This is a genomic window from Catenuloplanes japonicus (genome assembly GCF_000717135.1).
GTDB lineage: Bacteria > Actinomycetota > Actinomycetes > Mycobacteriales > Micromonosporaceae > Catenuloplanes > Catenuloplanes japonicus.
In genome coordinates this window covers 1-20642 of the sequence record NZ_JNXY01000045.1, presented here as the reverse complement: position 1 = coordinate 20642, position 20642 = coordinate 1, and the positions used below count along the sequence as shown (strand labels likewise).

General features: G+C 71.8%; 17 protein-coding genes and 3 pseudogenes. 9 read left to right on the top strand and 11 right to left on the bottom strand.

Features of this window, described 5'->3' with window-relative positions:
- The first annotated feature begins 118 nt into the window (after nt 1–118).
- Both OP04_RS44755 and OP04_RS44750 read left to right on the top strand, forming a co-directional pair.
- A complete protein-coding gene (locus OP04_RS44755) occupies nt 119–1054 on the top strand; it encodes an ABC transporter substrate-binding protein (protein ID WP_033346149.1) in 936 nt (311 codons plus the stop codon).
- Nucleotides 1055–1193: 139 nt separating this feature from the next.
- Nucleotides 1194–2360 carry a S8 family peptidase gene (locus OP04_RS44750; protein ID WP_033346148.1) on the top strand — a complete coding sequence of 389 codons (1167 nt, stop codon included), beginning with the start codon at nt 1194–1196 and terminating at the stop codon, nt 2358–2360.
- Nucleotides 2361–2381: 21 nt separating this feature from the next.
- Here the strand turns inward: OP04_RS44750 and OP04_RS44745 are convergent, their stop codons facing one another.
- A complete protein-coding gene (locus tag OP04_RS44745) occupies nt 2382–3911 on the bottom strand; it encodes a family 43 glycosylhydrolase (protein ID WP_033346147.1) in 1530 nt (509 codons plus the stop codon).
- Nucleotides 3912–3918: 7 nt separating this feature from the next.
- Nucleotides 3919–5835 carry an acyl-CoA dehydrogenase family protein gene (locus OP04_RS44740; protein ID WP_033346146.1) on the bottom strand — a complete coding sequence of 639 codons (1917 nt, stop codon included), beginning with the start codon at nt 5833–5835 and terminating at the stop codon, nt 3919–3921.
- A gap of 75 nt (nt 5836–5910) precedes the next feature.
- On the opposite strand from OP04_RS44740, the gene OP04_RS44735 reads away from it, so the two are divergent.
- Together OP04_RS44735 and OP04_RS44730 are read left to right on the top strand one after the other, a co-directional pair.
- A complete protein-coding gene (locus OP04_RS44735) occupies nt 5911–6441 on the top strand; it encodes a hypothetical protein (protein ID WP_033346145.1) in 531 nt (176 codons plus the stop codon).
- 112 nt (nt 6442–6553) lie between these two features.
- Nucleotides 6554–10009, top strand: a complete 3456-nt coding sequence (locus tag OP04_RS44730) for a S8 family peptidase (protein ID WP_033346144.1) — start codon at nt 6554–6556, stop codon at nt 10007–10009.
- Between the two features lie 152 nt (nt 10010–10161).
- Here OP04_RS44730 and OP04_RS44725 read toward each other — a convergent pair whose 3' ends face one another.
- The 4 genes from OP04_RS44725 to OP04_RS44710 are packed head-to-tail and all read right to left on the bottom strand — an operon-like array spanning nt 10162 to nt 12825.
- Entirely contained in the window at nt 10162–10617 is a 456-nt protein-coding gene (locus tag OP04_RS44725; RefSeq protein WP_157241185.1) for an Rv0361 family membrane protein, read from the bottom strand.
- A 26-nt stretch (nt 10618–10643) separates the two neighbouring features.
- Complete coding sequence (locus OP04_RS44720) at nt 10644–11246, bottom strand: TerD family protein (protein WP_033346142.1); 603 nt, start codon at nt 11244–11246, stop codon at nt 10644–10646.
- A 53-nt stretch (nt 11247–11299) separates the two neighbouring features.
- Nucleotides 11300–11959 (bottom strand): response regulator, encoded by a 660-nt coding sequence (locus tag OP04_RS44715; protein WP_033346141.1) that lies wholly within the window; start codon nt 11957–11959, stop codon nt 11300–11302.
- Complete coding sequence (locus tag OP04_RS44710) at nt 11956–12825, bottom strand: sensor histidine kinase (RefSeq protein ID WP_051800022.1); 870 nt, start codon at nt 12823–12825, stop codon at nt 11956–11958. Before OP04_RS44710 ends, OP04_RS44715 begins: the two co-directional genes overlap by 4 nt.
- Nucleotides 12826–12979: 154 nt before the next feature.
- Between OP04_RS44710 and OP04_RS44705 the strand changes: the two genes are divergently transcribed.
- From OP04_RS44705 to OP04_RS44695, 3 genes are read left to right on the top strand one after another with little or no spacing between them, the layout of a single operon-like run.
- Nucleotides 12980–13633, top strand: coding sequence for an ABC transporter ATP-binding protein (locus tag OP04_RS44705; RefSeq protein WP_232323984.1), 654 nt, complete (start codon nt 12980–12982; stop codon nt 13631–13633).
- The gene (locus tag OP04_RS44700) at nt 13627–14370 is read left to right on the top strand and encodes a hypothetical protein (RefSeq protein WP_033346139.1); all 744 of its coding nucleotides are present in this window, start codon (nt 13627–13629) and stop codon (nt 14368–14370) included. The genes OP04_RS44705 and OP04_RS44700 overlap by 7 nt, the downstream gene beginning before the upstream one ends.
- Nucleotides 14367–14927 (top strand): hypothetical protein, encoded by a 561-nt coding sequence (locus tag OP04_RS44695; protein WP_033346138.1) that lies wholly within the window; start codon nt 14367–14369, stop codon nt 14925–14927. The genes OP04_RS44700 and OP04_RS44695 overlap by 4 nt, the downstream gene beginning before the upstream one ends.
- Before the next feature lie 94 nt (nt 14928–15021).
- Here the strand turns inward: OP04_RS44695 and OP04_RS44690 are convergent, their stop codons facing one another.
- Nucleotides 15022–16293, bottom strand: coding sequence for a multidrug effflux MFS transporter (locus OP04_RS44690; RefSeq protein ID WP_085067281.1), 1272 nt, complete (start codon nt 16291–16293; stop codon nt 15022–15024).
- A gap of 89 nt (nt 16294–16382) precedes the next feature.
- On the opposite strand from OP04_RS44690, the pseudogene OP04_RS56925 reads away from it, so the two are divergent.
- Nucleotides 16383–16484: pseudogene (locus OP04_RS56925) on the top strand (TRIC cation channel family protein); the annotation flags it as partial.
- A 123-nt stretch (nt 16485–16607) separates the two neighbouring features.
- Here the strand turns inward: OP04_RS56925 and OP04_RS44685 are convergent.
- The gene (locus OP04_RS44685) at nt 16608–16913 is read right to left on the bottom strand and encodes a hypothetical protein (protein ID WP_033346137.1); all 306 of its coding nucleotides are present in this window, start codon (nt 16911–16913) and stop codon (nt 16608–16610) included.
- A gap of 88 nt (nt 16914–17001) precedes the next feature.
- Between OP04_RS44685 and OP04_RS44680 the strand changes: the two genes are divergently transcribed.
- Nucleotides 17002–17574, top strand: a complete 573-nt coding sequence (locus tag OP04_RS44680; protein WP_051800021.1) for a TolB family protein — start codon at nt 17002–17004, stop codon at nt 17572–17574.
- Between the two features lie 87 nt (nt 17575–17661).
- Here OP04_RS44680 and OP04_RS56220 read toward each other — a convergent pair.
- From OP04_RS56220 to OP04_RS55125, 3 genes and pseudogenes are all read right to left on the bottom strand, one after another.
- Nucleotides 17662–17907: pseudogene (locus tag OP04_RS56220) on the bottom strand (hypothetical protein); the annotation flags it as partial.
- Between the two features lie 1066 nt (nt 17908–18973).
- Nucleotides 18974–19852: an LLM class flavin-dependent oxidoreductase gene (locus tag OP04_RS44670; RefSeq protein ID WP_033346136.1), complete on the bottom strand. Its 879-nt coding sequence runs from the start codon at nt 19850–19852 to the stop codon at nt 18974–18976.
- A 9-nt stretch (nt 19853–19861) separates the two neighbouring features.
- Nucleotides 19862–20642, bottom strand: a pseudogene (locus OP04_RS55125) (hypothetical protein); the annotation flags it as partial.

The window sequence follows — 20642 nt, the reverse complement described above, 5'->3', positions numbered from 1 at the left end:
CTGTCAACGGAGTGTCCATGAAGGACTACACATAGTGGACTAACGGGTGCCTTCGATCGATGAACGGCGACGCGGTTAAGGTGGCCGCCGTCCCCCACAACGCCGGAAGGTGGTCCGCATGCGCGGGTCCCGCATCGCCCCCGCCCTGCTCTGCGCCGTCCTGCTCGGCGGCTGCGCCGCCGTGGGAGAACCATCAGGGGGTACGCCGTCGTCCGCGCCCGCCGCGCTGGACAACTGCGGCACCCGGATCAGCGTGCCGAAGCCGCCGAGCCGCGTGGTCACCCTGGACCAGGCCGCGACCGAGGTGATGCTCGCGCTCGGCCTGCAGGAGCGCATGGTCGGCACCGCCCACCTCGACGACGAGATCCTGCCGGAGTACGCGCAGACGTACCAGCAGATTCCGGTCTTGGCCTCGGAGTACCCGACGCCGGAGCAGCTGGCCGCGGCGGACCCGGACTTCGTCTACGCCTCCCACGTGAGCGCGTTCGCCGCGGGTAAGCGTGATGCCGCCTCCTACGTCTCCCCGGCCGACTGCTCGCCGGTTCCGCTCACCGTCGACGCCGTCCTCGCCGAGATCACCGAGATCGGCGCGATCTTCGGTGTGCCGGAGCGGGCCGCCGCGCTGGTCGCGGACCACCGCGCGCGGATCACGGCCGCGGCCGCGAGCGTGGACCAGGTCGAGCGCGAGCGCCTGATGTGGTGGGACGACGGCACGGCAACGCCGGCCGTGGGCGCCTGCTGCGGCGTGCCGGCCGCGATGATGGCCGCGATCGGCGCGCCGAACGTGTCCGCGACCGTGCCCGGCACCTCGACGGAGTCGGCGTGGGCGACGGTCGCGGCCACGGACCCGACCGTGATCGTGCTGATCGAGCCGGCGGATGAGAAGAAGGCGTATCTGGCCGGGGACGCCACGCTCAAGGAGCTGACCGCGGTCCTGCACGAGCGATATGTCACGCTTCCGCGCCAGGAGTCCACCGCCGGCGTGCGGACCGTGCTGGGCATCGAGCACCTGGCCGCGGGCCTGACGGCACTGGGCGTCGGGGTCAGCAGCTGACGGTTGTTGCGTAAATAAGACGTTACGACTGGAACCACCTTATTGTCAGTCGATCACACGTCGGCAAATGTCAATTCATCGATCCTCCCTAGCGTTTAAGAGGCGCCAGATCGGCGCACACGCTCTCGGAGGAGTCCGCATGTCACGACTCAGGTCCCTCGGTCTCGCCGCCATCGGCGGCGCGGCCGTCACCGCGCTGTTCGCCGCGCCCGCGCTGGCCGGCACGCCGAACGGCGAGGTCCTCGCGGCCGGCAGCGACACCGCCGTCGCCGGCAGCTACATCGTCGTCCTCAAGGACGGCACCACGGCCACGCCGGCCGGGATCGCCGGGAAGTTCGGCGGCGAGGTCGACCGCGTCTACGACCGGGCGCTGCGCGGCCTGGCCGGGCGGTTCAGCGCGTCGGAGGCCCGGCGGCTCGCGGCCGACCCGGCCGTCGCCTACGTCGAGCAGAACCAGCGCGTGCAGCTGACCGCCACCCAGACCAACCCGCCGAACTGGGGCCTGGACCGCATCGACCAGCGGAACCTCCCGCTCAACCAGTCGTACACGTACCCGGCCAGCGGTGGCGTGCGCATCTACGTGGTGGACACCGGCGTGCGGATCTCGCACCAGGACTTCGGCGGCCGGGCCAGCAACGGCTACGACGCGGTCGACGGTGACAACGTGGCGCAGGACGGCAACGGCCACGGCACGTTCGTCGCCGCGGTCGCGGCCGGCACCACCTACGGCGTGGCCAAGAGCGCGTCGATCGTGGGCGTGCGGGTGCTGGACAACAACGGCTCCGGCACCACGGCCGGCGTGATCGCGGGCGTCAACTGGGTGACGAACAACGCGGTCAAGCCGGCCGTGGCGAACCTCAGCCTGGGCGGCGGTGCCAGCACCTCGCTGGACACCGCGGTGCGCAACTCGATCAGCTCCGGCGTCACGTACGCGATCGCGGCCGGCAACAGCGGCGCGAACGCGGGCAACTACTCCCCCGCCCGCGTCACGCAGGCGCTGACCGTCGGCGCGACCTCGAACACGGACGCGCGCGCGTCCTGGTCGAACTACGGCAGCGTGCTGGACCTGTTCGCGCCTGGCGTCTCGATAACGTCGGCGTGGGCGACCAGCGACACGGCCACCTACACCGGTTCCGGCACGTCGTTCTCCTCCCCGCACGTGGCCGGCGCGGCTGCGCTCTACCTCTCCGCCAACCCGTCGGCCACGCCGGCGACCGTCCACTCCGCCATCGTCAACGCCTCCACCCCGAACGTGGTGACCAGCCCCGGCACCGGTTCCCCGAACCGCCTGCTGTTCGTCAGCTGACGTAGAGGCCGGGCACGCCGCTCATCCGACCGCCACCGTGGCGTTGTCGAAGGCGGCGTGCCCGGTCGATGCCGTGGTCTGCAAGCCGACGTAGCTGGACGCGGGCCGCAGCGACGAGTCCCGGGCGGACGCGACCAGCACGCCGTTGTCGTACAGCGAGATCAGGTCCCCGGTGACGACGATCCTCAGCCGGTACGTCGTCCCCGCCGCGATCTCCGAGGAAGCACCCACGCCGGTCAGCTTCGTGTTCACGCCGCCGGCCATCTTCCCGATCGCGTACTTGTTGCCCCAGGATGCGATGCCCGCGTAGTAGTAGTCGTCGCGGTCGGTGTAACGGGCGAACAGCACGTTGTCGCGGTCGTTCGGCGCGGAGGCCATCGGGGTGACGTCCGCGGAGAACGCGTAGTCGGACGCGTTGATGATCCGGTTGCCCTGCAGCGTCTGCACCCGTCCGGCCGGCGCGTTGCCGAGGGAGTTCGCGCGCCCGTTGCGTACCTCGAAGGATGCGCCGTTGGGGATCTCCCAGCCCTGCAGCATGGCCCATTTCGACGGGTCGATGATCTGCTGCCCGGACTCCCAGCGGGCCAGCTGGATCGTCTCGTTCCAGCCCGGACGGTTGTTCTTGACGTTGTAGTAGACCCAGTCGGTGCCGCCCACGCTCACCACGTACTGCCGGTAGATCATGCCGTCCTCGACGCCGCCGGCCACGCCCAGGTCGAGCGTCATCGCGGACCGGTCGAGCGTCCAGCGCACGCCGTCGGTGGAGTAGATCCGGCCGCCGCGCGACGGGTAGTCGGCCTGCCAGCCGACGACGACCATCTCGTAACGGCCGTCGGCGAGGCGCCGCACGTTCGGCCCGCCGATGCCGAGGCCGGCCCAGCCGCCGTCGTTCATGGGCCCGAGCAGCGGGTTCGACGCGGACTTGGTCCACGGGCCGCGCGGCGACGTGGCGGTGGCGTAGCAGATGAACTCGGGCTCGCCGCCGGCCGAGGCGATCTTCCCGGCGGTGTACCACATCTTCCAGACGCCGTTGTCGACCATCAGCGACGAGTTGTAGATGTAGTCGTCCTCCCAGGCCGCGGTCGGGACCACGACCGGGCCGAACTTCGTCCACGGGCCGGCCGGATCCGTCGCCTCCGCGTAGTGCACCCGGCCGACGCCGTCGTCACCGAGACCGAAGTAGGTCATGTGCCAGCGGCCGTCGCGGTAGACGACGCTGGGCTGGTTGAGCGCGCCGCCCTCGGTCGGCAGCGTGCGGCTGACCACGGGGTCGGCGCGCTTGGTCCAGGAGACGCCGTCGGTGCTGGTGGCGTAGCCGATGTTGGTCAGCGAGCCGTACCACATCTTGAATCCGCCCTGGTCCCGGATGATCGCCGGGTCCTGCATGAGCGAGCTCTCCCAGGGCAGCGACTGGGCGATGATCACGCCCTGCCGGTTCCAGCCGGGGATCGGGTCGAAGGTGTCACTGAAGACGACGACGGCGGCGTGCGCGGGAGCGGCCGGTGCCAGCAGCACGGCGGAGACCGCGAGCGCGAGGAGGGGACGTCTCATCAGCGCATCATTGCATGGAAATCTGCCTATCTGACTCTTCGCGCAGGATCGCCGCGTCGAGCCACGCGTCCGGGATCGCGAACGCGTCGACCAGCGTGGTCATCCGCGGCCGCAGCTCCACCAGCAGGTCGTTCACGGCCGCGGTGACCGCCTTGGCCCGCGCCGGCGTGAGCCGCTCGTGCTCCAGGAACCAGCCCTTGTCCGCCTCGATCGTGCTGAGCGCGTAGAGGTCGCAGACCTTCTCCAGCAGCGCTCTTGCCTCGTCGTCCGGAGCGGCGGCGATCCCCGCCACGAACGCCTCCAGCACCACCCGGTCCACGTGCGCCTCCGCGGCCGCGAGCACGTGGTCCTGCACGTCGTTGAAGATGTCGAACGGCCGGTCCCGCTTCGTCTCCGCGCCCTTGCGCAGCCGCCGCACCGCGCCCTCCAGCAGGTGCTTCTCCCGCTCCTCGAACATGGACAGGTGCCAGCCGCGCTCGGTCAGCCCGACGGTGTCGCCGCGCCCCGGCACCGCGTCGACCAGCCGCTGGATGAGCGTGCGCGCGGCCGTGCGCTCCAGCACCATCTCGCGCACCTGCTCCGCCGCGAACGTGGCCTTGCCCCACCCGTCCAGCGACCCGAACGCGTCCCGGTAACCGGTGAGCAGCCCCTTCCCGACCAGCTGCAGCAGCACCGTGTTGTCGCCCTCGAACGTGGTGAACACGTCCGTGTCCGCCTTCAGGCCGGGCAGCCGGTTCTCCGCCAGATAGCCGGCGCCGCCGCACGCCTCCCGGCACAGCTGGATCGTGCGCGTGGCGTTGCGGGTCTGCGCCGCTTTCAACCCGGCCGCGCGCGATTCCAGCTCGCGGTGCTCGTCACCGGCCGACAGCGCGTCCGAGAGATCACAGACCAACTGCTCCTGCGCAAAGGTGTACGCGTAGGAGCGCGCCACCGCGGTCAGCAGCTTCCGCCGGTGCGCGAGATAGTCGTTGAGCACGACCTCCTCGCCCGAGTCCGGCGCCGTGAACTGCCGCCGGACCTCGCCGTACCGGACCGCGATCGTCAGCGCGCTCTTCGCCGCCGCGGAGGCGGAGCCGCCCACGCTGACCCGCCCGCGCACCAGCGTGCCGAGCATGGTGAAGAAGCGCCGCGTGTCGTTCTCGATCGAGCTCGTGTAGGAGCCGTCGGCCGCCACCTGCCCGTACCGGTCGAGCAGCATGTCCCGGGGCACGCTCACGTGGTCGAACGAGATCCGCCCGTTGTCCACGCCCAGCAGTCCGGCCTTCGCACCCGCGTCACCGATCGTGACACCCGGCACCACGGCACCGGTGTCGTCCCGGATCGGGACCAGGAACGCGTGCACGCCGTGCCGCCGCTCGCCGATGACCAGCTGCGCGAAGACGACCGCCATCCGCCCGTCCCGCGCCGCGTTGCCGATGTAGTCCTTGCGCGCCGCCTCGTACGGCGTGTGCAGGTCGAACGTCTCCGTCTCCGGGTCGTAGACCGCGGTCGTCCGCAGCCGCTGCACGTCCGAGCCGTGCCCGGTCTCGGTCATCGCGAAGCAGCCCATGACCTCGCCGGAGATGATGCCGGGGATCCACGCCTCGTGGTGCCGGCGGGTGCCGAGCGAGAAGACCGCGCCGCCGAACAGTCCCCACTGCACACCGGCCTTGACCATCAGCGACAGGTCGACCTGCGCGAGCGTCTCGGTGGCGACCATCGAGCCGCCCGGGTCGTCCGCGCCGCCGAACTCGGACGGGAACCCGGCCGCGACGCCGACCTCGGGCGGGATCTCCCGGACCAGCCGGCTGATCCGCGCGCGGGCCTGTTCGCCGGTCTCGCCGGGGACGGTGACGAACTCGCTCCCCAGCTTCTCGCGCGCGTTGCGGCGCAGGTGCGCCCAGCGTCCGTCAAGGATCTCGGTCAGGCTCTCCGACATGCTCATACCCGCAATATTGCCCCCAAGATCCGGAGACCATGCCTGATACTCTCCGCCACAACACTCACGGGGAGAACACAAATGCTCACAGAACACATACGCGACGCCGCGATGACCGCGGTGATCTTCGGCTTCTTCACGACGGTCTGGTTCGGCTGGGCGCAGGAGACGCGTACCCGCAAAGTCCTGCTGGGTGGTGTGGCCGCCGGCGTGCTGGTGCTGCTCGGCGGGCTGGCGATCGCGATTCCGCACTGGTCGGACAGCACCGCGTTCGCGGACGCGGACACCAGCAGGACGTACGGCATCATCGTCGGCATCGAGTTCACCGTGGCCGGGCTGGGCGCCGGGCTGCTCGGCGCGCTCAAGCGGGTGGAGTGGATCCCGGTCTGGGTCGCGTTCGTGGTCGGCGTGCACCTGTTCTCGATCGCGTCCACGCTCGACTACCCGCTGATCCACGTGATCGGCGTGCTGGTCACGGCGGTGTCGCTGCTCGCGGTGCCGGTCGCACGGGCCCGCGAGCTGCCGGTCAGCCTGGTCACCGGCGTCGGCGCGGGCACGTCGCTGCTGGCCGGCGCGCTCACCTCGCTGATTCTGGCGCTCACGGCGTACTGACGGGCGTGTGTCCATCCTGCGCCATGTCAACTTTGACGCAGGACGAGGAAACACGCCGGTAAACATAGGGCGACGATCATGCGTGCAGCGATACACGCGTGAAGGAGCCACCATGCTCGGTCGTCTGCTCGGCGCGGTCCTCATCGGGACCACGTCGATACCCATAGTGGCCGCACCCGCGGCCGCTGCCGGCACACCCCCGGCCGCCACCGTCGTACCCGCGGGGAACACCGCCCGCGCACTCACGCTGATCACCGGCGACACGGTCAGCCTGGCCGAGGCCGCTGACGGGAAGTTCGCGGCCACGGTCACGCCCGCCCCCGGCCGGGAGGGCGTCGGGTTCCACACGTACGAGAGCGAGGCCGGCCTCCAGGTCATCCCGGAGGACGCGGTCCCGCTGATCCAGGCCGGGCGCGTCGACGCGGAACTGTTCGACGTGGAACACCTGCTCGACCAGGGCTACGGCGACGCCGAGACGGACACGCTGCCGTTGATCGTCCGCGGCGGCACGGTAACCGGAGCCCGGGTGGCCGGCATCGGCGCCACCGCGATCGCGCCCGCGAAGACCGCGATCGCCGACTTCTGGAAGCAGCAGACCGGCGCCGCCCGCACCGCGTCCGCGACCACCATCTACCTGGACGGACGCGTCGAGGCCTCGCTGGACCGCAGCACCGCGCAGATCGGCGCGCCGGCCGCGTGGGCCAAGGGCCTGGACGGCCGCGGCGTCACGGTCGCGATCCTGGACACCGGCATCGACGCCACCCACCCCGACCTGGCCGGCAAGATCGCCGACGCGCGCAACTTCAGCAGCAGCCCGGACGTGGTCGACCGGCACGGGCACGGCACGCACGTGGCGTCCACGGTCGCCGGTTCCGGCGCCGCGTCCGGCGGCACGCGCAAGGGCGTGGCGTCCGGCGCGAACCTGATCATCGGTAAGGTGCTCGGCGACGACGGCTACGGCCAGGAGTCGGACATCATCAACGCCATGCAGTGGGCCGCGGACAGCGGCGCCAAGGTCGTGAACATGAGCCTGGGCGGCGGCCCGACCGACGGCCTCGACCCGATGAGCCTGGCCGTCAACGAGATCAGCGAGGCCAGCGGCACGCTCTTCGTGATCGCGGCCGGCAACGACGGCGAGCAGGGCGACTCCACCGTGGGCACGCCCGGCTCGGCCGCGTCCGCGCTCACGGTCGGCGCGGTCGGCCGCGACGACAGGACTGCTGTCTTCTCCAGCAAGGGCCCGCGCCTCGGCGACCTCGGCCTGAAGCCGGAGATCACCGCGCCGGGCGTGGCCATCGTGGCCGCCCGCGCCGCCGGCACCGCGATGGACTCGCCGGTCGACGACAACTACACCGCCGCGTCCGGCACCTCCATGGCGACGCCGCACGTGGCCGGCGCGGCCGCGATCGTGGCCCAGCAGCACCCGGACTGGTCCGGCCAGCGCATCAAGGAATCGCTGGTCAGCACCGCGAAGACCATCGCCGGCGAGTCCGTCTACGCGCAGGGCGCCGGACGCGTCGACCTGGCCCGCGCCACCACGCAGCTGGTGACCGGCAGCCCGGTCGCGGACTTCGCGCGCAACACGGTCAGCAGCCCGGCCGCGTCCCGGACCGTGACCTACCACAACGCGGGCACGGCCGCGGTGACGCTGACGCTCGGCAAGCCGTCGTTCCTCACCGGGCCCGCCTCCGTGACGGTGCCGGCCGGCGGGACCGCCGCGGTCTCGGTCGGCATCACGTTCGCCGGGCGGGAGACGGGCCGGCTCACCGGCTGGCTCACCGCGACCGCGCCCGGTGGCGTGCTGGTCACCACCGCGGTCGGCGCGGTCGTCGACGGACCGGTCCACCAGGTCACCATCAAGGCGGTCGACCGCGACGGACAGCCCGCGTTCATGCCGGTGCTCAACGTGCGCGGCGACGACGGCCGCTTCGACCACCTGGTCTCCGGGCCGGGCAGCGGCACCACGATCGCACTGCAGGAGGGCACCTACCTGCTGGACGCCACGCTGGAGCAGGACCAGGTCTCGGACAACTTCGTCACGATCCCGGAGCTGAAGGTCACCGGCGACATGACGGTGCTGCTGGACGCGCGCAAGGGCACGCCCATCAGGATCGAGACGCCGCGCCCGGCCGAGCCCACGTCGATCATCAGCTACTACATCCACCGGGTCACCGGCAGCGGCCGGTCCATCTCGCACGGCGTGATGCGCTTCAGCCTCACCAAGGACATCTACGTCTCGCCGACGCCGGCCGTGAAGACCGGCACGTTCGAGTTCTCCTCCCGCTGGCAGCTGGTCGCACCGCGCGTGCAGGCCGCGTTCTCGCAGGGCACGGTCGGGGCGTACCTGGTCAACCGCTCGCCGGTCTACGACGGCACCCGCCGCTACCAGACCGCCGCGTGGGGCGCCAAGGACCTGCGCGGCAAGGCCGTGCTGGTCGAGAACGACTACACCGACGACCTGACCCGCTTCGTCAAGGCGGGCGCGGCCGCGGTCGTGCTCATCCAGCCCGAGGGCGACAACCCGTGGACCGGCTGGGACCCGTCCATCACCGAGAAGCTGCCGCTGGTCACGATCCAGGTCTCGCACGAGGACGGTGAGCGACTGCTGCGCAAGCAGGGCCCGCTCGACCTCACGCTGACCACCTCCAGCCCGTACCTCTACGACGTCATCCAGGTCTCCCCGAACCGCATCCCGGACCGGATCGTGCACACCGTGACGGCCGCGAACAGCATGCGGATCACCACGCGGTACGCGCACAACGGCGGCCTGGACTGGATCAAGGAGCAGCGGTTCGGCTGGCGGCCCTGGCAGGAGTTCGCCTGGAACGACACCGCCCGCATCGCCCGCACGCCGTCCGTCCGCGAGGAGTGGGTCTCCGCCGGCGACTCGCAGTGGCAGCACGTCGTCAACCACGCCTACCCGTGGAACAGCTTCGGCCCGCTCCAGAGCGGCCTGCACGAGCCGGTCCGCACCTACCGGGCCGGCACGGACGCGGAGACCTGGGCCGCGCCGGTGGTCCGCCCCGCCGACATCGGCTCGACCCGGGACGGCGACGTACTGCGCCTGCGCGTGGCCGAGTTCGTCGACGGCGACGGCCACTACACCAGCAGCTACGCCGCACAGTCCGCCACCACGCTCTGGCGTGACGGCGTCACGATCGCGGAGCTGCCCTACGCGGCCGCGGACGTCACCACCACGCCGGGCCGGTCGGCCTACAGGCTGAAGGTCACCACCGATCGCAGCAACGACGAGGACTGGCAGTTCGGCACGCGCACGGACACCGAGTGGACGTTCACCTCCGCGTCCGGCACCGCCGGCCTGCCGCTGATCGGCGTCGACTACACGCCCGGCCTGTTCGGCGTGCACGTCGACGCCGACACGCGACTGTCCGCGCTGAAGGCCGAGGTCTCCACGGACGACGGCAAGACCTGGCACCAGACCGTCGTCATCGGCGGCGTCGCGCTGGTCGCCCCGAGCCGCACCCCGGTCTCGCTGCGCATCACCGCGAAGGACACCTCCGGCAACACGCTCACCCAGACCGTGATCCGGGCCTACCAGACCATCTGAGTGCGACAGCGGGGCGTCACCCACATCCGGTGGGTGACGCCCCGCATTTCACAAACCCTTCACAAGCAGATATTCCCGCTTCCGGCGTGGTGGCGGTCCGCATGCTCCCGCGGGCACCGGTTCCGCCGTGCTCACGCACACCCCAGCGTGGTTCAGAACGGCAGGCCGCACAGACGCCAGGTGTCGCCGTCCTGCTCCAGGAAGAACATCTCCTCGGTGGTGGAGCCGTCCGCGCGCGTGATGTCGACCCGCACGTCCGCCGTGCCCCGCTCGTGCTGCACGTGGGTGTCCAGCGTGAACTGATAGCCGGTGATCGCCTCGTCCCCGGCGGGCGCGACGGCGAGCGTCCCGGCAGCGTACTCCTCCTTGGCCTCGTCACAGAGCGCCGCGTAACCGGCCTCGCCGAGCCCGTCGCGGCGGTCCTCGATGTACGCGGCCGTGGCGTCGTTGACCGCCTTCTCCTCGTCGACGACGGCCTTGAGGTTGGTGAAGAGCCGCACGAAGAAGAAGAGGGTGCCGGCCGCGCACACGGCGGCGACCACCAGGACAACGATGATCGCCGGGTGCAGTCCGGAGCGGCGCTTGTGCGGCAGAGGCTGTGCAGTCACGCGCGCACGGTACGACACGCACGCAATCACCCGTCAGCGCGGCCGAGCTCGGCTCTGACCGCGGGAAGCAGGGCGTCGTACGTCCGGCCGCCGGCCGCCGCGCCGATCGCGGTCATGGTCCAGGAGTTGTCGGCCCGGGTCAGCTTCGCCATGATCTGGGCGGTGTGCGGGCCGGAGACGGACAGGTCGAACGAGCCGAGCTCCTCCTCGCCCGTCGTCTCGTCGACGAGCCGGCAGGAGGCCCGGTCGATCCGGGTGAAGGCCTGGCCGGTGAACGAGTTGACGGTGAACACGATGGTGACCACGCCGGCGGGCAGCGCGGCCAGGTCGACCCGGATGGACTCGAGGTCTCCCTCGCCCCGGCCGGTGAGGTTGTCGCCGCTGTGCCGTACCGCACCGTCCTTGCTGACCAGCCGGCCGAACCAGACGGTGTCGACCAGTTCGCCGGACGCGTCGAACAGCAGCGCGGACGCGTCGAGATCGACCAGAGGCCAGCGGAGGACCCGCTGCCACCAGCGGGCGTTCGGCGGCCTCGCCGAGGTCCAGGCCAGGCCCATCCGGATCCGGGCGGGGTTCCCCCGGATTCCGCGCAGCGCCATCGTCTGTCCGGGTTCCAGCTCGATCGCCATCGGGCACCGCCTCCGCGCCCCATTGAATCAGCGGGCCGCCACCGCCCGTCCGCTCAGGGCGCGGGCCGGACCAGTCCGGCGTTGAACGCGGTGATCACCAGCTGCGCCCGGTCGCGCGCGGCCAGCTTCGCCAGCAGGTGCGTGATGTGCGTCTTGACGGTCTTGACGGAGATGACCAGCGCGGTGGCGATCTCGTCGTTGGACAGCCCGCCGCCGATCAGCGTCAGGACGTCGATCTCGCGCGCGGTCAGCGCCCGCAGCGCCGGAACCGGCCGTCCCGGCCTGGGCGCGCCGACGTAGTGCGCGACCAGGCGCGTCAGGATCGCCGGCGCGAACAGCGATTCGCCCGCGTGGGTACGGTGAATCGCGTCGATCAGATCGGCCGGCCGGGCGTCCTTGAGCAGGAACCCGGACGCGCCCGCGTGCAGCGCCTCGTACACATATTCGTCCAGCTCGAACATGCTCAGCACCAGCACGCGCGTGGCCGTCAGCGCCGGATCCGCGCAGATGCGGCGCGTGGCCTCGAGCCCGTCCAGGTGCGGCATGCGCACGTCCATCAGCACCACGTCCGGCCGGGTGGCGCGGGCGCGCGCGACGGCCTGCGCGCCGTCCGCGGCCTCGCCGACCACGTCCAGCAGCGGCTCCTTGTCGATGATCATGGCGAGGCTGCGCCGGAGCAGCGGCTGGTCGTCGACCAGCAGCACCCTGGTCATGCCACGTCCGGAATGCGCGTGTCCGGAATGCCTGCATCTGGAATGCCCGCGTCCGGAATGCGGGCCGACACCCGGAACCCGGCCTCGACCCGGCCCGCGGCCAGCACTCCGTCCAGGCTGGTGACGCGTTCGCGCAGCCCGGCCAGTCCGTGCCCGGCCCCTGGCGTGGCCCGCCAGCCCGGCGCGGGTCCGGCGTCCGCGACCGTGGTCACCACGTGCGGCCCGTCCCGGTAGACGTGCACGCGCACGTCGGTCGGCCCCGCATGCCGCGCCGCGTTGCTCAGCGCCTCCCGGACCGTCCGGGCCACCGCCACCTGCACGCCGGGCGACACCGTGCCCAGCTCGTCGACGGTCAGCGTGGCCCGCAGCCCCGCACGCGCCGCGTTCTCCACGATCGCCGGCAGGTCGTCCAGGCTGTCCACCGGCGTGTGCGTGGCCGGCGAGCGCAGCACGGTCAGCATCCGGCGCAGCTCCGCGGTCGCCTGCCGGCTGGTCTCCTCGATGTCCGTCAGCGCCGCCTCCACCTCACCGGACTTCGGCAGGTGCCGGGTCGCGGCCGCGCGCACCGTGATCAGCCCCAGCCCGTGCGAGACGATGTCGTGCAGGTCGCGCGCGATGTGCAGCCGCTCGGCCAGCACCGCCTCGGTCGCGGCCCACGCGGTCAGCCGCGCCTCGTACGCGGCCCGGTCCGCCCGCGCCCGCCGCACGCTCCAGAACGCCGCGCCCACCGCCCCGCCGACGATCAGCGGCGGGACGACGAACACGGCCGGCCCTTCCACACCCACCGTGCACATGGCCATGACCAGCACGCTCGCGGTCACGGCCGCGACGATCAGCGCGGGGGAGGAGGTGCGGCGCGGTCTCACCGCACCGACTGTAGTTCTCGGACCCAGGTCTGAGACGTGCCCGCGATTCCGATCCCGGTCCGATGTGCGGCCTCCGGCCCGGCGGTTGACTCTCCGTATGATCACCATCGATCGCCTCAGTAAAACCAAGGGCAAAAGCCGCATCTTGGACGATGTGAGCTTCGAAGCGCGACCCGGCCGGGTCACCGGCTTCCTCGGTCCGAACGGCGCCGGCAAGACCTCCACGCTGCGCGTCCTGCTCGGCCTCGACCGTCCCGACGCCGGCACCGCGCTGGTCTGCGGCACCCGCTACCGCGACCTCCCGCGCCCGCTCACCCGCATCGGCGCGCTGCTCGACGGCAGCGGCGCGCACCGGGCCCGCAGCGCCCGCGCCCACCTGCGCTGGGTCGCCGCCAGCAACGGCATCCCCGCCACCCGCGCCGACGAGGTCCTCGAAACGGTCGGCCTCACCGCCGACGCCCGCAAACGCGCCGGCCGCTACTCACTCGGCATGAGCCGCCGCCTCGGACTCGCCGCCGCGCTGCTCGGCAACCCCGAGGTTCTGGTCCTGGACGAGCCGATCAACGGCCTCGACCCGTCCGGCATCCGCTGGATGCGAAGCTTCCTGCGCGACAGCGCCGCCGAGGGCCGCACCGTGCTGCTCTCCAGCCACCTGATGGGCGAGCTGGCCGAAACCGTCGACGACGTGGTGGTCATCGACAAGGGCAGGATCGTGACGTCGGGTTCGCTGGCCGAGGTGACGGACGGTCACCGTACCCTCGAGGACGCCTTTTTCGCCCTGACCGCCGAGTCGGGTGCCTCATGGTGACCGCCGAGCTGCGCAAACTGCTCGCCCTGCCGACCGCCTGGGCCGGCCTGGCCATCGGCACCCTCCTGGCCCCGCTGATCGTGCTGATCAACGCGCGCTACACCCACGCCGCGCTGGTCGACGGCACCTACGGCGACGTCGCCGACCTGGGCCTGATGGACCTCGGCATCGGCCTGATCGGCCCGATGGTCCTGGGCGTCGTGTCGATCAGCAGCGAATACACCCCCACCGGCGAGCACTCCCCCGGCATCACCCAGCTCCACGCCACGCTGACCGCCATGCCGTCCCGCCTGCGCCTGCTCACCGCCAAGCTGCTCGCGCTGGTCCTGGTCGTCCTCGCACAGGCCGTCGTGGTCGCCACCGCCGTCCTCACCCTCAACGAGATCCTGCACGGCGACTTCACCCCGCCCCTGGAGCCGGCCCGGATCGCCTCCGCCCTGCTCTACTGGGTCCTGCTGGCCGTCTTCTCGTTCGCGATCGCGCTGATCACCCGCAACGGCATCGTCCCGCTCACCGTCCTGATCATCAACAGCACCTTCGTCTCCGTCTCCTACCTGCTCACCAAGGTCACCGACCTGGCCTACTACCTGCCCGACATCGTCGGCGCCCGCATGTTCATCCGCGGCGGCGCCTTCGCGCAGCCGATCTCCCCCGTCGCCGCCGGCCTCACCATGACCGCCTGGATCGCACTCCTCCTGGCAATCGGCGCCTACCTCTTCCACCGGCGCGACGCATGAGATCCGTACGCGCCGAACTGCTCAAACTCGCCACCCTGCCGTCGTTGCGCCGGACGGCCCTGCTGACCATGACCGCGACCGGCCTGCTGCGCTGGGCCGTGGGCTCGGACGGTCCGCTGCCGCTGACCTACACCCAGGCCGGCTTCCTGATCGCGGGCGTCCTGGCCGTCGGCTCGGAGTTCGAGGCCGGCGCCCAGATCCGCGCCACGCTGCTGGCCCTGCCACGCCGGCTGCCGCTGCTGGCCGCCAAGGCCGTGGCGCTCGGTCTGATGACCCTGCCCGCGGCCGTATCGGCGGCACTGCTGTGCGGCGCCGGAATGCGGGTGACCGGCTACCTGATGGCGACCACGCTGCTGGCCGGGGCAGTGACCGCGGTGGTACGGCACCCGGTCACGTCCCTGCTGCCGTTGCTGCTGGTCTACTACGTGGCAACCCCCTTGCTGCGCAAGGACTGGCTGCCCGGAGACCCCGCAGGGGCCGGCACCACGGCGGCGGTCTGGGCGCTGGCCGCGGCCGTCGTGGCAGCCGTCGTCTTCCCCCGCCGCGACGCCGCCTAGCCGCACCGGCGGGCCTGCGGGGCGGCCCTGCCCACCACGCACAGAAGCCCTCGCCGCATCCTTCCCGGACGCGACGAGGGCTTCCTCCCGAGCCCTAATGCACGACCGCCAGCACCGGCTCCCCCTGCTCCACCGGCAGCCGCCCCGGCCTCACCACCACGAAGCACACCAGACCCGCCGCGACCATCCCCCCGAACACCACCACAGCCATCGCCGTCGCACTGACCCCCAGCACGCCGACCAGCGGCGCCGCCAGCGCCCCCACCCCGAACTGCACCGCCCCGAGCAACGCAGCCGCGGTCCCGGCCGCCTCCCCGTGGCGCGACAACGCCAGCGCCGTCGCGTTGGGCATCGTCAGCCCCACCATCGTCAGCACGAGCCACAGCGGCACCAGGATCGCCGCCAGCCCGCCGGCCTCCGTCGCCGCGAGAACGAGCAGCACCAGCCCGAAACCGAGCCCCGCCACCAGCGCAAAGCTCATGATCTGCTGCGGCGTCCACCGCCGCAGCAGCCGCACGTTGATCTGTGTCGCCCCGATCAGCCCCACGGCGCCGCCCGCGAAGATCAGCGCGAACTGCTGCTCGCTCATCCCGTACTCGTCCTGGAACACGTACGACGACCCGCTCACGTACGCGAACAGCGCCGCCATCGCGAGCCCGGTCACCAGGATCAGCCCCACGTACACCCGATCCGTGAACAGCCGCCCGTAGTCGCGGACCGTCCCCAGCACCCCGCCGCTGCGCCGCCGCGCCACGGACAGCGTCTCCGGCAGCACGAACGCGGCCGCGCCCAGCATCGCCACGCCGATCACGGCGAGCACCACGAACACGCCGCGCCACGACGTCCAGTTCAGCGCCACGCCGCCGATGGTCGGCGCCAGGATCGGCGCCACGCCGACGACCAGCATCAGGCGGGAGAAGAGCCGCGCCGCGGCCAGCCCGTCGAACAGGTCACGCACGATCGCCATCGCCACCACGGCGGCCGCTGCCGCGCCGAGCCCCTGGAGCACGCGCAGCGTGCCGAGCACGGCAAGGTTCGGCGCGACCACGCACAGGATCGAGGCCAGCACGTGCACCGCGATGCCGGCGAGCAGCGGCCGTCGCCGCCCGATCGCGTCGGAGAGCGGCCCGACCAGCAGTTGGCCGAACGCCAGCCCCGCGAGCGTGCCGGTGAGCGTGAGCTGTACCGCGGCCGCGTTCGTCTGCAGGTCGGTGGTGATCGTCGGGAGCGCCGGAAGGTACATGTCGATCGTGAGCGGCCCGAGCGCGGTCAGGAAGCCGAGCACGAGGACAATCCGGAAGCGACGCCCGAACGGCAGGCGCTCGCCGGGAGAAACGGGCGGGGTCAGGGTTGAAGTCTCAGCCACCACTTCGACAAGCCACCTCACCTCGAGGATCTTCCGGTCCGGTCCAACTGGTAACGCCGGTCACACTCGATCGGGCGACAGGGCAGGACATGATCACCGTGCTCGAACCTGTCGGCCTGTCCGTCTTCGCCACCTCCGGCGCCCCGATGGCGATCGAGAAGCGTTTCGACGTCGTGGGCATCCTGGTCCTGGCCGTGCTCACCAACGCTCGGCGGCGGCATCCCGCGCGACCTGATCATCGGCGGCACACCACCCGCGGCTTTCACGAACGTCAATTGTCCGCTGATCCCGTTCGCCGCCGCGGCCGTGACGGCTCACGCCTGAGCGTCCGCCAGCATCTCGCGGATCTGCTCCCCCACCTCGACCCGGGTGGGATAGTCGCCGCTGGGCCGGGCGCCCGGCCGGAAACCGTGCACCGCGACGGTCCAGCCGTGCGGCTCCAACCTGTCGCGCAGTGCGGTGAGCGCGGCGAACAGGTCGGTGCCGGTGACCTCCGTGTGGCCGGGCGGGCCGGTCAGTGACACCACCCAGTCGCGGTCCCCGCGTCGTATCCAGGCGAGACGGCCTGGTGCGCCACCGTCCGGACCGACGAGCGTGACCTGCCGTTCCCTGAAGGTCATGGCCGGATCGTACAACGTCGATCGGATTCTGTGTGACCGTCGGCAATGTGACTATCACCGCGCGTCAATGTCTCTACTGTGGAGTGCCATGAGGGCTCTCGTCGCGATCGCGTTGTCCGCGGTGCTTCCGTTCCCCGTCCTTCCTGCCGGAGAGATCGAGCTGATCAGCGTGTCCAGCGCCGGTGTCCTGGCCGACGACCTCAGCTTCGACGGCACGGTCAGCGACGACGGGCGGTACGTCGCGTTCGACTCCGACGCGGCCAACCTCGCGCCCGGTGACACGAACGGCACCGCGGACGTGTTCCTGCGCGACCGGCAGCTCGGCACCACCGTCCGCCTCAGCATCGGCTGGGACGGCACCGACCCGGACCAGGGCGCCACGAGCCCGTCGATCAGCCGCGACGGCCGGTACGTGGCGTTCGCCTCCCGGTCGGCGAACATCGTGCCCGGCGACACCAACACCACCCGCGACGTCTTCGTCCGCGACCGCGTCGCCGGCACCACCACCCGCATCGGCCACGACCCCGACGACAGCAGCTGGGTCGGCCACCTCTCCCGCGACGGCACGCTGCTCACCTTCAGCTCCTGGGCCACCAACCTCGTCCCCGCCGACACCAACGACGCCCCCGACATCTTCGCCATCGCCCCCGGCTGCCGGTAGAACCTGACTACCGTCGCCGGCACCGGGCCGCAGGGCGTGCACCCGGCGCCCTTGCTGCTCGCCGCGACTGCCCGGGATCGTTCTCGTTCACGCCGGAGGGGCGCCGCCGGCGGGTCCAGCCGGGTTGACGTCGATGCCCTGCCCCCGAGCCCACGCGCGCAGGGCGGCCTCGGCCTCCTCGCGGGGCAGCGGGCCGTGCGCGACGTGCAGTTGCCGCAGGTGCCGCATCGCGGCGCCGACCAGCGGGCCGGGTGGGATGCCCAGCAATGACATGATCGCCTGCCCGTCCAGGTCCGGGCGGATCCGTGCCAGCGCCCGCTCGGCGTCGCGGCGTTCCGCCTCCTGCGCCCGCGCCTCGATGTGGGCGGGCGTCAGGCCGGCGCGACCGTAGGCCAGCCAGTCCGTCACGTCCCGTTCGAGGCCCAGCCCGACCTCGTCGAACAGGTCGACGGGCAGATCCGGATCCCATGGGTACGTGCGGCCGCTCGGCTGCACGCCGAGCTGCGCCAGCGCGGCGTTGATCGGCCACCGTTCCCGCGGACCGTCGAACCGGTCGTCGAAGACCGGCCCCCAGGCCGGCGTCCCGTCGCGCCACACCGTGGCGGCCTGGTATCCGTCGCCGCCGTGAAAGCTCGCCTGCACGAAGGCGAGCGGGCCGTGCCCGGACCACTCGGCCATCACCTTCGCGAACGGCGGCGGCATCCGCGCGGAGAAGGGCCCGCCACGCGCGGGCCCGGCCAACTCCTCGAACAGCGCCTCACCGACCGGCGCCATCGCCATCCCGCAGCCAAGCACCGCGACGACTCCGTGGCCGGTCCCGGCCACCCGATCCCGCAGCATCCCCGCCTCGGCGACGACAGCGGCCAGCCGGTACATCCGTCCCCCGCATCGTCGAAGCCCTCGAGGCCCGGAGGCCACCATGATGGCAGACGACCTGCGGTGCATCATGGCAGCGTGGCTCAGTTGACCGCGGCGCTGGCCCCTGTCGTGGTGAGGAAACGCTGACAGCCACCGAGAGCTGATCATTGAGTGCCGCGAAGACCAGGTCAACTGCGCGAGTTGACCTGGTCTTCGCGGCACTCAATGATCCTTTGGCTCGCGACCATGCCCGCGGTCGACGTTGCGGGCGGGCAGGCGCAGCGCCTTATCAGGAAATATCGGACTCGGGTTGCCAGACCGGGTCGAGGCGGTGCGGAGGGCCGGTTCGCTACCGGAACGCACAGTGGTTGGCGCACACGGGTTTTCCGGGACCAGCGACGGGTCCGGCTCCTCGCGACGAGCGGAGCGCCAGCGGAGCCCGACGCGAGGTTTGCCCGCGGGAGCAGCGCTGCCGGACCACGCCGGAAGCGGGAAGATGAATGTGATCTGTGGGTTTCGCCGGTGATCCGGGAAGCGGGCGTCAGGCCAGGGCTGCGAGGGCGGCGCGGGCCTGGGCGTCGGGGTCGGCGCCGAGCGGGCGCAGGATGACCGTGGTGGCGCCGGCGTCGCGCAGGGCGCTGATCTTGGCGGGGATGTCGGCTGCGGGGCCGATGAGCGTGAAGAGGGACTCCGGGGGTACGCCGAGCCAGGACGCCTGACCGGAGACCATCTCGCCGGTCTCGGCGGCGGCCAGGGCCGGGTCGTCGCCGACGTGCAGGTAGGCGAAGACGATCAGCTCGTGCGCGGGGCGGTCACCCTCGGCACGGCCGAGGTCGATGTGGGCGCGGGCGGCGGTGATCTCGGCGGGACCGTTGCCCTCGGCGATGATCGTGCCGTCCGCGACGCGACCGGACAGCGCCAGCGACTTGGGCTTGACCACGCCCGTGACGATCGGCGGGACGACCGCGGGCGGGTGGACCAGCTTCACGCCGTCGATGGTGACCTCGCGGCCGAGCAGCGTGACCGTGTCGCCGGCCAGCAGGCCGCGGGTGGCGACGATCGACTCCTCCAGGCGCGCCAGCGGGGACGCCGGCGCGGCGCCGACCTGCCGCATCCACTGCGTGACGCCGTGACCGAGGCCCGCGACCAGCCGCTCCGGGTAGATGCGCGCGACCGTGGCCAGCTCCATCGCGAGCACGGCCGGGTTGCGCAGCGCGACCGGGGCGATGCCGATGCCGACCCGGAGGGTACGCGTGGCGGCGAGCGCGACCGTGGCCGCGCTGATCGCACCGGTCCAGCCGAGGTCCTCGACCACCCACAGATCGTCCGCGCCCAGCGCCTCCACGGTCGCGGCGAAGCCGGCCAGCTCCTCCGGCGCACGGTCCCGATCGAACATGAACCCGATGCGTGTGTCCGTCACCGGCCCACTCTAACGGCGCCGACGCTGTTCCACGACGTAGGTGATGACGAACGGGGCGGCGGTGCGCCCGGCCCGGTCGACCGCGCCGGAGCAGGTGGCGGTGCGACGCCCGCCCGCGGCGACGCCGATGGTGAGCGTGGCGTGGCGGGCGACACCGGAGACCGCATCCGTGGTCACGCAGGCGGGGGCAATGCCGATCAGCCGGGGGTACGGACCGAAGGGCGCCAGACCGGTCACCGTGGTCCGCGGGGCCGTCAGGTCGATCTTGAGTCCGCGGACGGTGGTGACGGCCTGGTGGCCCGCGCGGTCGGTGGCGGCGCCGGTGACCGTGACCGCGGCGCCCTCGGACGTGATGCGGCGGTCCGGCGGGCAGACGGTGATGCCGGAGGTGGCGTCGGTGCAGGTGAAGCGGACGAGGGGCGGCGAGGTGTACCAGCCGGTGGCGGTACGGGAGCCGATGACGGTGGCGGTGACGGTGGGGGCGGTGCGGTCGAGGTTGACGGTGATGGTGGTGAGCGCGGGGTTACCGGCGGCGTCGATCGCGAGACCGGTGAAGGACTGGTCGGGGCCGTCCGCGATGACCGGGATGTCGGCCGGGCACCAGAGGATCGGGGACTGGGTGTCCGCGCAGGTGAAACGGACGGTGGTGGGCTGGGTGCTCCAGCCGTCGGCGTTCGCGGGCGGGGAGAGGAACGCGGTGATCTGCGGCGGGGTGTCGTCGTAGAGGGTGACGGGACGGGTGGTGACGGCGGGGGTGGGGGTCGGGCTGGTGGACGGGGTGGGGGCGGGG

Bases quoted from the DNA above. Each gene is read 5' to 3' on its own strand.
- OP04_RS44745 (WP_033346147.1), bottom strand. From the start codon at position 3,911: ATGAGACGTCCCCTCCTCGCGCTCGCGGTCTCCGCCGTGCTGCTGGCA.
- OP04_RS44685 (WP_033346137.1), bottom strand. From the start codon at position 16,913: ATGACCTTCAGGGAACGGCAGGTCACGCTCGTCGGTCCGGACGGTGGC.
- OP04_RS44740 (WP_033346146.1), bottom strand. From the start codon at position 5,835: ATGAGCATGTCGGAGAGCCTGACCGAGATCCTTGACGGACGCTGGGCG.
- OP04_RS44695 (WP_033346138.1), top strand. From the start codon at position 14,367: ATGAGATCCGTACGCGCCGAACTGCTCAAACTCGCCACCCTGCCGTCG.
- OP04_RS44750 (WP_033346148.1), top strand. From the start codon at position 1,194: ATGTCACGACTCAGGTCCCTCGGTCTCGCCGCCATCGGCGGCGCGGCC.
- OP04_RS44700 (WP_033346139.1), top strand. From the start codon at position 13,627: ATGGTGACCGCCGAGCTGCGCAAACTGCTCGCCCTGCCGACCGCCTGG.
- OP04_RS44680 (WP_051800021.1), top strand. From the start codon at position 17,002: ATGAGGGCTCTCGTCGCGATCGCGTTGTCCGCGGTGCTTCCGTTCCCC.
- OP04_RS44715 (WP_033346141.1), bottom strand. From the start codon at position 11,959: ATGACCAGGGTGCTGCTGGTCGACGACCAGCCGCTGCTCCGGCGCAGC.
- OP04_RS44730 (WP_033346144.1), top strand. From the start codon at position 6,554: ATGCTCGGTCGTCTGCTCGGCGCGGTCCTCATCGGGACCACGTCGATA.
- OP04_RS44735 (WP_033346145.1), top strand. From the start codon at position 5,911: ATGCTCACAGAACACATACGCGACGCCGCGATGACCGCGGTGATCTTC.
- OP04_RS44755 (WP_033346149.1), top strand. From the start codon at position 119: ATGCGCGGGTCCCGCATCGCCCCCGCCCTGCTCTGCGCCGTCCTGCTC.
- OP04_RS44720 (WP_033346142.1), bottom strand. From the start codon at position 11,246: ATGGCGATCGAGCTGGAACCCGGACAGACGATGGCGCTGCGCGGAATC.